The 6,851-nt window shown below is 72.9% G+C and carries 7 protein-coding genes; 2 read left to right on the top strand and 5 right to left on the bottom strand.

All coding sequences use genetic code 11. From position 1 onward, the window contains the following. The first annotated feature begins 7 nt into the window (after positions 1-7). Positions 8-769 (top strand): hypothetical protein, encoded by a 762-nt coding sequence (locus ABZ646_RS09725; RefSeq protein WP_360515216.1) that lies wholly within the window; start codon positions 8-10, stop codon positions 767-769. A 1-nt stretch (position 770) separates the two neighbouring features. Here the strand turns inward: ABZ646_RS09725 and ABZ646_RS09720 are convergent, their stop codons facing one another. Beyond that, on the bottom strand, positions 771-1,205 hold the full coding sequence (locus ABZ646_RS09720; RefSeq protein ID WP_360515213.1) for a DUF1992 domain-containing protein: 435 nt from the start codon (positions 1,203-1,205) through the stop codon (positions 771-773). A 103-nt stretch (positions 1,206-1,308) separates the two neighbouring features. Between ABZ646_RS09720 and ABZ646_RS09715 the strand changes: the two genes are divergently transcribed. Continuing rightward, the gene (locus ABZ646_RS09715; RefSeq protein ID WP_360515210.1) at positions 1,309-1,698 is read left to right on the top strand and encodes a hypothetical protein; all 390 of its coding nucleotides are present in this window, start codon (positions 1,309-1,311) and stop codon (positions 1,696-1,698) included. A 9-nt stretch (positions 1,699-1,707) separates the two neighbouring features. Here the strand turns inward: ABZ646_RS09715 and ABZ646_RS09710 are convergent, their stop codons facing one another. The 4 genes from ABZ646_RS09710 to ABZ646_RS09695 all read right to left on the bottom strand — a co-directional run bounded on the left by ABZ646_RS09710 (position 1,708) and on the right by ABZ646_RS09695 (position 6,697). Next, positions 1,708-2,379 (bottom strand): O-methyltransferase, encoded by a 672-nt coding sequence (locus tag ABZ646_RS09710; RefSeq protein ID WP_360515207.1) that lies wholly within the window; start codon positions 2,377-2,379, stop codon positions 1,708-1,710. A 111-nt stretch (positions 2,380-2,490) separates the two neighbouring features. Then, entirely contained in the window at positions 2,491-3,612 is a 1,122-nt protein-coding gene (locus tag ABZ646_RS09705) for a DUF2330 domain-containing protein (protein ID WP_360515204.1), read from the bottom strand. 165 nt (positions 3,613-3,777) lie between these two features. Further along, the gene (locus ABZ646_RS09700; protein ID WP_360515201.1) at positions 3,778-5,157 is read right to left on the bottom strand and encodes an MFS transporter; all 1,380 of its coding nucleotides are present in this window, start codon (positions 5,155-5,157) and stop codon (positions 3,778-3,780) included. A 370-nt stretch (positions 5,158-5,527) separates the two neighbouring features. Further along, positions 5,528-6,697 (bottom strand): steroid 3-ketoacyl-CoA thiolase, encoded by a 1,170-nt coding sequence (locus tag ABZ646_RS09695; protein ID WP_360515198.1) that lies wholly within the window; start codon positions 6,695-6,697, stop codon positions 5,528-5,530. Positions 6,698-6,851: the final 154 nt, after the last annotated feature.

Genomic DNA, 6,851 nt, shown 5'->3' with positions numbered 1-6,851 from the left:
CGCCGGTCTGTTCCCCGGGGTGCACGACGACCTGCCGTACGTGTGGCCCGCGTCGAACCGCGGGCCACAGGAGACGGCACCGCCGCGCGCGGGCGGCGCCGACGACACCGAGACACCCGGACAGGCCGTCCTGGTGGCCGGTGACGGGCCGGGCCACGAGACGGACACCGGCCGCGGTTCGGCCGCGGGGAGTGGAACGGCCGCGGGGCGCGAGGCGCCCATGGGCGGCGAGTCCGCCGCGGGTCGTGAGCCCGCTGGAGGTGGTGGCACGGCCGTGGGGCGTGAGGCGTCCATGGGCCGAGAGTCTGCCGCGGGTCGTGAGTCCGCTGTGGGCGGTGGGACCGCCGTGGGGCGTGAGTCGGCCCTGGGCGGCGAGTTCCCTGCGGGGAGTGGGACCGCCCCCGGGAGCGAGCCGGGGGTGGGCGGTGAGTCGGTCGCGGGCCGTCAGTCCGTCGTCGGGCGGGAGTCGGCCGTGGGCGGCAGCGGTGGGCAGCTGATGCCGAACGAGGAGTGCGGTCAGCTGGAGCAGCGGCTGCGGCACGCCGTCGCCGGTTTCGTCGACGAGCCGCGGGCGGCCGTCGAGGAGGCCGACCGGGCCGTCGAGGAACTCACCGCCCGCTTCACCGACGCCATCGACCGGCGCCGCCGTACCCTGCGCGGCAGCTGGCAGTCGGCCGGCGGGGACCAGCCCGGAACGGCCGACACCGAGCAGCTCCGGCTGGCCCTGCGCGACTACCGCGAACTCGCCGACCGGCTGCTGCACATCTGATTCACCCCTCCGGGTCCGGTTCCGCCGTACCCGCCGCCGCCCGGCGCTCCCGCCACACGCGTACGACCTCCTCGACGTCGTACGGCTTCCTGCCCAGCGGGGGCCCGGGCGGCGGCTTGAACATCATGTCGCGGATCTTGACGTTGACGTCCGTGATGATCTTCCGGACGATCCGCTCCGAGGGCGCCGCGTAAGCCGCCGCGAGCGCGTCCTCGGCCTCCTTGCGCAGCGCGAGCGCCGGCGGCAGCAGCGCGAGCCCCTCGCGGGCCATCTTCCGCTTGACCCACCACAGTTCGTCGTAGGGCGCGTCCATGATCGCCGGCAACGGCTCGCCCGCGCCCGGCAGTTGATCGAACTCCCCGCGCCGCTGGGCGTCTTGGATCTGCTTGTCCACCCAGGACTCGAACGGCACCCCGGGTGGCTTTCGCTCGGTCATGACTCCATTGTGCCGGACGCCGGTCCGCCGGGCGTTTTATCATGCGGCCGAGATCCAGCAGGGGTCTCGGGAAAGACCCAGGAACCGCGCAGGGGGAACGCACGTGCTCGAACTCACCATGGCCTCCGTATCCGGGGAGACGGGCGAGACGGCCGGAATGCTGATGGCCGACGCGCCGAGCGACCCGGGCGCCGTGCTGCGGGTGGGGCGCGACGCCGCCGTCTGCCGGCTCGCCACCCCCGACGACTGGCTGTTCGTCTCCCGGGTGCACCTGGAGTTCCTGTGCGGCGCCGAGGGCAGCTGGCAGGTCACCTGGCTGCGCGGCTCCCAGGCGGACCCCTCCTCCGAGGTGCTGTTGAAGGTCGGCGAGTACGCCCAGACCATCACCTACGGCGGCACGGTGGCACTGCCCCGGGGCGGCTCCGGCGAGATCGTCGTCCGTGACCGCACCGCCCCGCGCAGCGTCAACGTGGGCTTCTACCACGAGGGTTGAGACGAGCGCTCACCCCAGGACGCGGGCCAGGGCGAAGCCGTCGTAGCCCTTGCTGCCGACCGTCTGGATCGCCGTGCCGCTCAGCCTCGGGTGGGCGGCGATCAGCTCGATCGCGGCGCGGGTGCCGACCACGTCCGGCTCGGCGCTGCGGGCGTCCACCACCCGGCCGCCGCGCACCACGTTGTCGACGACGATCAGGCTGCCGGCCCGGGTGAGCCGCAGCGCCCACTCGACGTAGTGCGGGTTGTTGGCCTTGTCGGCGTCGATGAAGACCAGGTCGAAGGGGGCCGGGTTCTCGTCGGCGAGCTTGGGCAGCGACTCCAGGGCCGGCCCGACCCGCACCTCGACGAGCCGGTCGAGTCCGGCGCGGGCGATGTTGCGGACCGCCACCTCGGCGTGCCGGGCGCTGTACTCCAGCGAAATCAGCCTGCCGTCGGCGGGCAGGGCGCGGGCCAGCCAGATGGTGCTGTAGCCGCCGAGGGTGCCGATCTCGAGGATGGTGCGGGCGTCCTGGATCTGGGCGAGGAGCTGGAGCAGCTTGCCCTGGTTGGCGGTGACGTTGACGTGCGGCAGCTCGTTCGCCTCGCTCTCGCGCAGGGCCGCCTGGAGCGCCTCGTCGTCCGGTGACAGATGGCTGGTGAAGTAGAAGTCGACGTCGTCCCAGAGCTGAGAGCCGCTCATGCGTCCGCTGCCTTTCGCATATCCAGGTGGCTGTCCACTGACAGCTACCTGGATAGCACTACTGAGGGGGTGGCCGCGCCGGTGATCCACCGCCCCGACGGCGGCCGGAACTCAGCCGATCGGCCCAGAGGGCGGGGGCGGCGCGGCCGGGCGACGGGAGCGTCGTACGGCGGCCAGGGACGTGAGCGTGACGGCCAGCAGCAGCGTCCCGCCCACCGCCAGCAGCCAGGCCGGCACACCGGCCACCTCGGTCAGCCGGTCCGTGTACACGACCTGCTGGAACGGGGTGTCGGAGGCCGCCCGCCGCAGCACGTGGTCGCCGGAGATCCTGGACGGGTACGGGAACTCCTGGCCGATCGCCGTCAGGTACGGGGTGCCCGCGGCGAGGGTGCGCAGGTCGCCGGTCGGCCGACTGAGCCGGCCGGCGTAGACGACCCTCGGTCGCTCACCACCGATCGCGGTGCGCGGCTCCATGCGGTGCGCGGCGAGGACGTACAGGCCGAGGGACTGCGGGGTGGCCGCGAGCCGCGACAGCCGCATCGGGTAGACCGGGCGGTCGCTGGCGAAGGCGAGGTGGAGCGGGTCGAGGGCGCCGCGCAGCGCGGTGTCCGCGGTCGCGGGGGCGAGTCTGACGGCGACGTACTCCCAGCGCTGCGCGACGTACGGGGCGAGGGCGCTGTCCAGACGGGGCGGCAGCGGGAAGCCGTTCCCGCGCAGCCAGCCGTCCAGGGCGCCGGGGTCGGTGGCGGTCAGCTGGGCCACGTCGAACGGGCCGAGCCGCTGGCGCTCGACCACCCCGACGCCGGGGGTCCGGGCGCCGAGGCCGCCGGGCGGGCCGGGGACGTCGGTGCCGCCGGTGGTGAGCGGCCAGTCGCCGTCCGCGGGCCAGAAGTGGTGGCGGGTGCGGTGTACCGGGGCGGTGAGCGTGTGCAGCTGGTCGAAGAGGGCCGGGTCGGCGAGGGAGACGGTGGCGCGGTGCGGGACCGGCATGATCCAGGCGGCGCGGTCGGCGTCGCCGTCCACCGTCAGGCGCATCACGATCTGTTCGCGGGTGCCGTCCCAGCGCAGGACCGACTCCTCCCGGCCGACGCTGACCCGCTGGGCGGCGTCGGTGACGAGGGCGCCGCAGGCGCAGGCGTACGCGGGGGCCGCGAGGGAGCCGAGCTGGAGGCCGGCCAGCAGGAGGAGCACCGCGAGGAGACGGGTGCGTCGGCGGGGTTTCCGCTGGCTCATGAACCGATGCCCTCCGCTGCCGTCGCACGTGACGTCAGACGGTACAGCGGAGGGCATGGTCACCAGGGGGGCCGATCCGGACAGCTACCGTCTGTTGACCGACGGTACGGACGGGGCGGCCGGTTGGTTCGAAGGGGGTACCCCCAGCGCCCTGTGGGGCGTGGCTCAGGCGGCCTCTTCTATCGCGGGCGCCGAGCCCGGTAGGGGCTTTCCGGCTGTCTCCGCCATGCGCCAGGCCGCGAAGCCGCCGATCACCGCGGCCCCCATCATGTAGTACGCGGGCATCATCATGTTGCCCGTCGCCCCGATCAGGGCCGTCACCACCAGCGGGGTCGTGCCGCCGAAGAGGGAGACCGAGACGTTGAAGCCGATCGACAGGGAGCCGTAGCGGACCCGGGTCGGGAAGAGGGCCGGCAGGGCCGCCGGCATCGCCGCGGTGAAGCAGACCAGGAGCAGGCCGAGGGCGCCCATGCCGAGGGCGACGGCGAGCAGGCTGCCCTGGCGGATCAGCAGCAGGGCCGGGACGGACAGGGCGAGGAAGCCCGCACAGCCCGCGGCGATGACCGGGCGGCGCCCCACCCGGTCGGTGAGGGCTCCGGCGAACGGCTGGACGATCATCATCAGCGCCATCACGCCGAGCACCACGAGCAGGCCGTGCGTCTCGTCGTACTTCAGCTCGCTGGTCAGGTAGCTCGGCATGTACGAGAGCAGCATGTAGTCCGTGACGTTGAAGACCAGGACCAGGGCCATGCACAGGAGCAGGGCCTTCCACTGGCCCGTGATCATCTCCCGGAGGGGGACCTTGGGGCGGGACTTCTCGGCCTTGGCCACCTCCGCCGCGAACGCCGGGGTCTCCTCCAGGCGCATCCGCAGGTAGAGGCCGACGATGCCCATCGGGCCCGCGATCAGGAACGGGACGCGCCAGCCCCAGGACGTCAGGTCGTGGGGGGAGAGCAGCGCCGTCATCAGCGTCACCAGGCCGGCGCCGCCGATGTAGCCGGCCAGTGTGCCGAACTCCAGCCAGCTGCCGAAGAAGCCACGCCTCTTGTCCGGCGCGTACTCGGCGATGAACGTGGACGCGCCCGCGTACTCGCCGCCGGTGGAGAAGCCCTGCACCAGGCGGGCGGCGAGGAGCAGGACGGGCGCGCCCACGCCGATCGCCGCGTAGGAGGGGATCAGGCCGATCGCGAAGGTGCCCGCCGCCATCATGATCATGGTGAGGGCGAGGACCTTCTGGCGGCCCACGCGGTCGCCGAGCGGGCCGAAGACCATGCCGCCCAGCGGGCGGACCAGGAAGGCCGCGGCGAAGGCACCGAACGTCGACAGCAACTGCGCGGTCGGGTTTCCGGACGGGAAGAAGACCTTCCCGAGGGTCACCGCGATGTAGCTGTAGACGCCGAAGTCGAACCACTCCATGGCGTTGCCCAGTGCCGCCGCCTTCACGGCGCGCTTCACCAGCGCGGGGTCGGTGACGGTGGGGGCGGACGCGGCCGGGCGCGGGCCGGGGACCTTGAGGGACGGGGTGACGGCTGTGACGGTCGCCAAAACGGGGCTCGCCTACCTTTCGTCGGGGACAGGGGCGCGGCCCGTACGGCGCCGGACGGGTCGGTAAGCGACGATAGGAGCACTTGGTCCCGTTACGTCGCGTGCGCACATCGCTGCATCGTGCAACCAAATGCGGTGTACGCAGGTGCGTCTGCCCGCTCCCGCGGTCGTATGCGGGCCGTGCGGTGTGATCTTTGTCGCGCCCCTCGGATGCAACCACACGCGCCCGCCGCCGGTTTCCGGACCAAAGCGCGGGTGCATGCCGGGTGCGGCGGGGACCGGCCGCGTCTCCGTCCGCGGAGGATCGGCGGAGGCCGGTGGCGTCCGCCCGCCGAGGTGCGGGCGGTCCGTGTCCGGCGGACCTGGTCCGCTACAGCCGCTGGATGATCGTCCCGGTTGCCAGGCCGCCGCCCGCGCACATCGTGACCAGGGCGAACTCCTTGTCCGTACGCTCCAGTTCGTGCAGGGCGGTGGTGATGAGCCGGGCGCCGGTGGCCCCCACCGGGTGACCGAGGGCGATCGCGCCGCCGTTGACGTTGACCTTGTCCAGGTTCTGCCCGAAGACCTGCGCCCAGCTGAGCACCACCGACGCGAACGCCTCGTTGATCTCGACCAGGTCGATGTCCTTGAGGGTCATCCCGGCCTTGCCGAGCACCGCCCGGGTGGCGTCGATCGGGCCGTCCAGGTGGAAGTGCGGATCGGCGCCGACCAGGGCCTGGGCGACGATCCGGGCCCGGGGGCGGAGCTTGAGGGCGCGCGCCATCCGCTTCGACGCCCACATGATCGCGGCGGCGCCGTCGGAGATCTGCGAGGAGTTGCCCGCCGTGTGGATCGCGGTCGGCATGACGGGCTTCAGGCCCGCCAGCGCCTCCGCGGACGTGTCGCGCAGCCCCTCGTCCCTGTCGACGAGCCGCCACATGCCCTGCCCGGCGTGCTGCTCCTCCTCCGTCGTCGGCACCTGCACGGCGAAGGTCTCCCGCTTGAAGCGCTCCTCGGCCCAGGCGTGCGCCGCCCGCTCCTGCGAGAGCAGCCCGAGGGCGTCGACGTCCTGCCTGGTCAGGCCGCGGTTGCGGGCGATCCGCTCGGCGGCCTCGAACTGGTTGGGCAGGTCGACGTGCCACTCGTCGGGGAACGGCTTGCCCGGCCCGTGCTTGGAGCCCGAGCCCAGCGGCACCCGCGACATCGCCTCGACGCCGCAGCTGATCCCGACGTCGACGACCCCGGCGGCGATCATGTTGGCGGTCATGTGCGAGGCCTGCTGCGAGGAGCCGCACTGGCAGTCGACGGTGGTGGCCGCGGTCTCGTACGGCAGTCCCATGGTCAGCCAGGCCGTGCGCGCGGGGTTCATCGACTGCTCGCCGGCGTGCGTCACCGTGCCGCCGACGATCTGCTCGACCGCGTCGGCGGGGATGCCGGTGCGGCCGAGGAGTTCACGGTAGGTCTCGCCCAGGAGGTAGGCGGGATGCAGATTGGCCAGCGCGCCGGCGCGCTTGCCGATGGGGGTGCGTACGGCTTCGACGATCACGGGTTCCGCGGCCATGGGGGCTCGGTCCTCTCCTCGGTCACCCGCGCGGCGCAGGGGCGTCCCGGCCCGGCCCGCCACGCAGAACTAGAACGCGTACTAGTTCTGTGTGCAGTCTGCTGACAGCCCGTCCGCAACCGCAAGAGGGTTGCACGCAATTGGGGCGACCGCG

The organism is Streptomyces sp. NPDC007162, from assembly GCF_040634175.1.
Taxonomy (GTDB): Bacteria; Actinomycetota; Actinomycetes; order Streptomycetales; family Streptomycetaceae; genus Streptomyces.
This window is presented reverse-complemented; position numbering and strand designations above follow the sequence as displayed.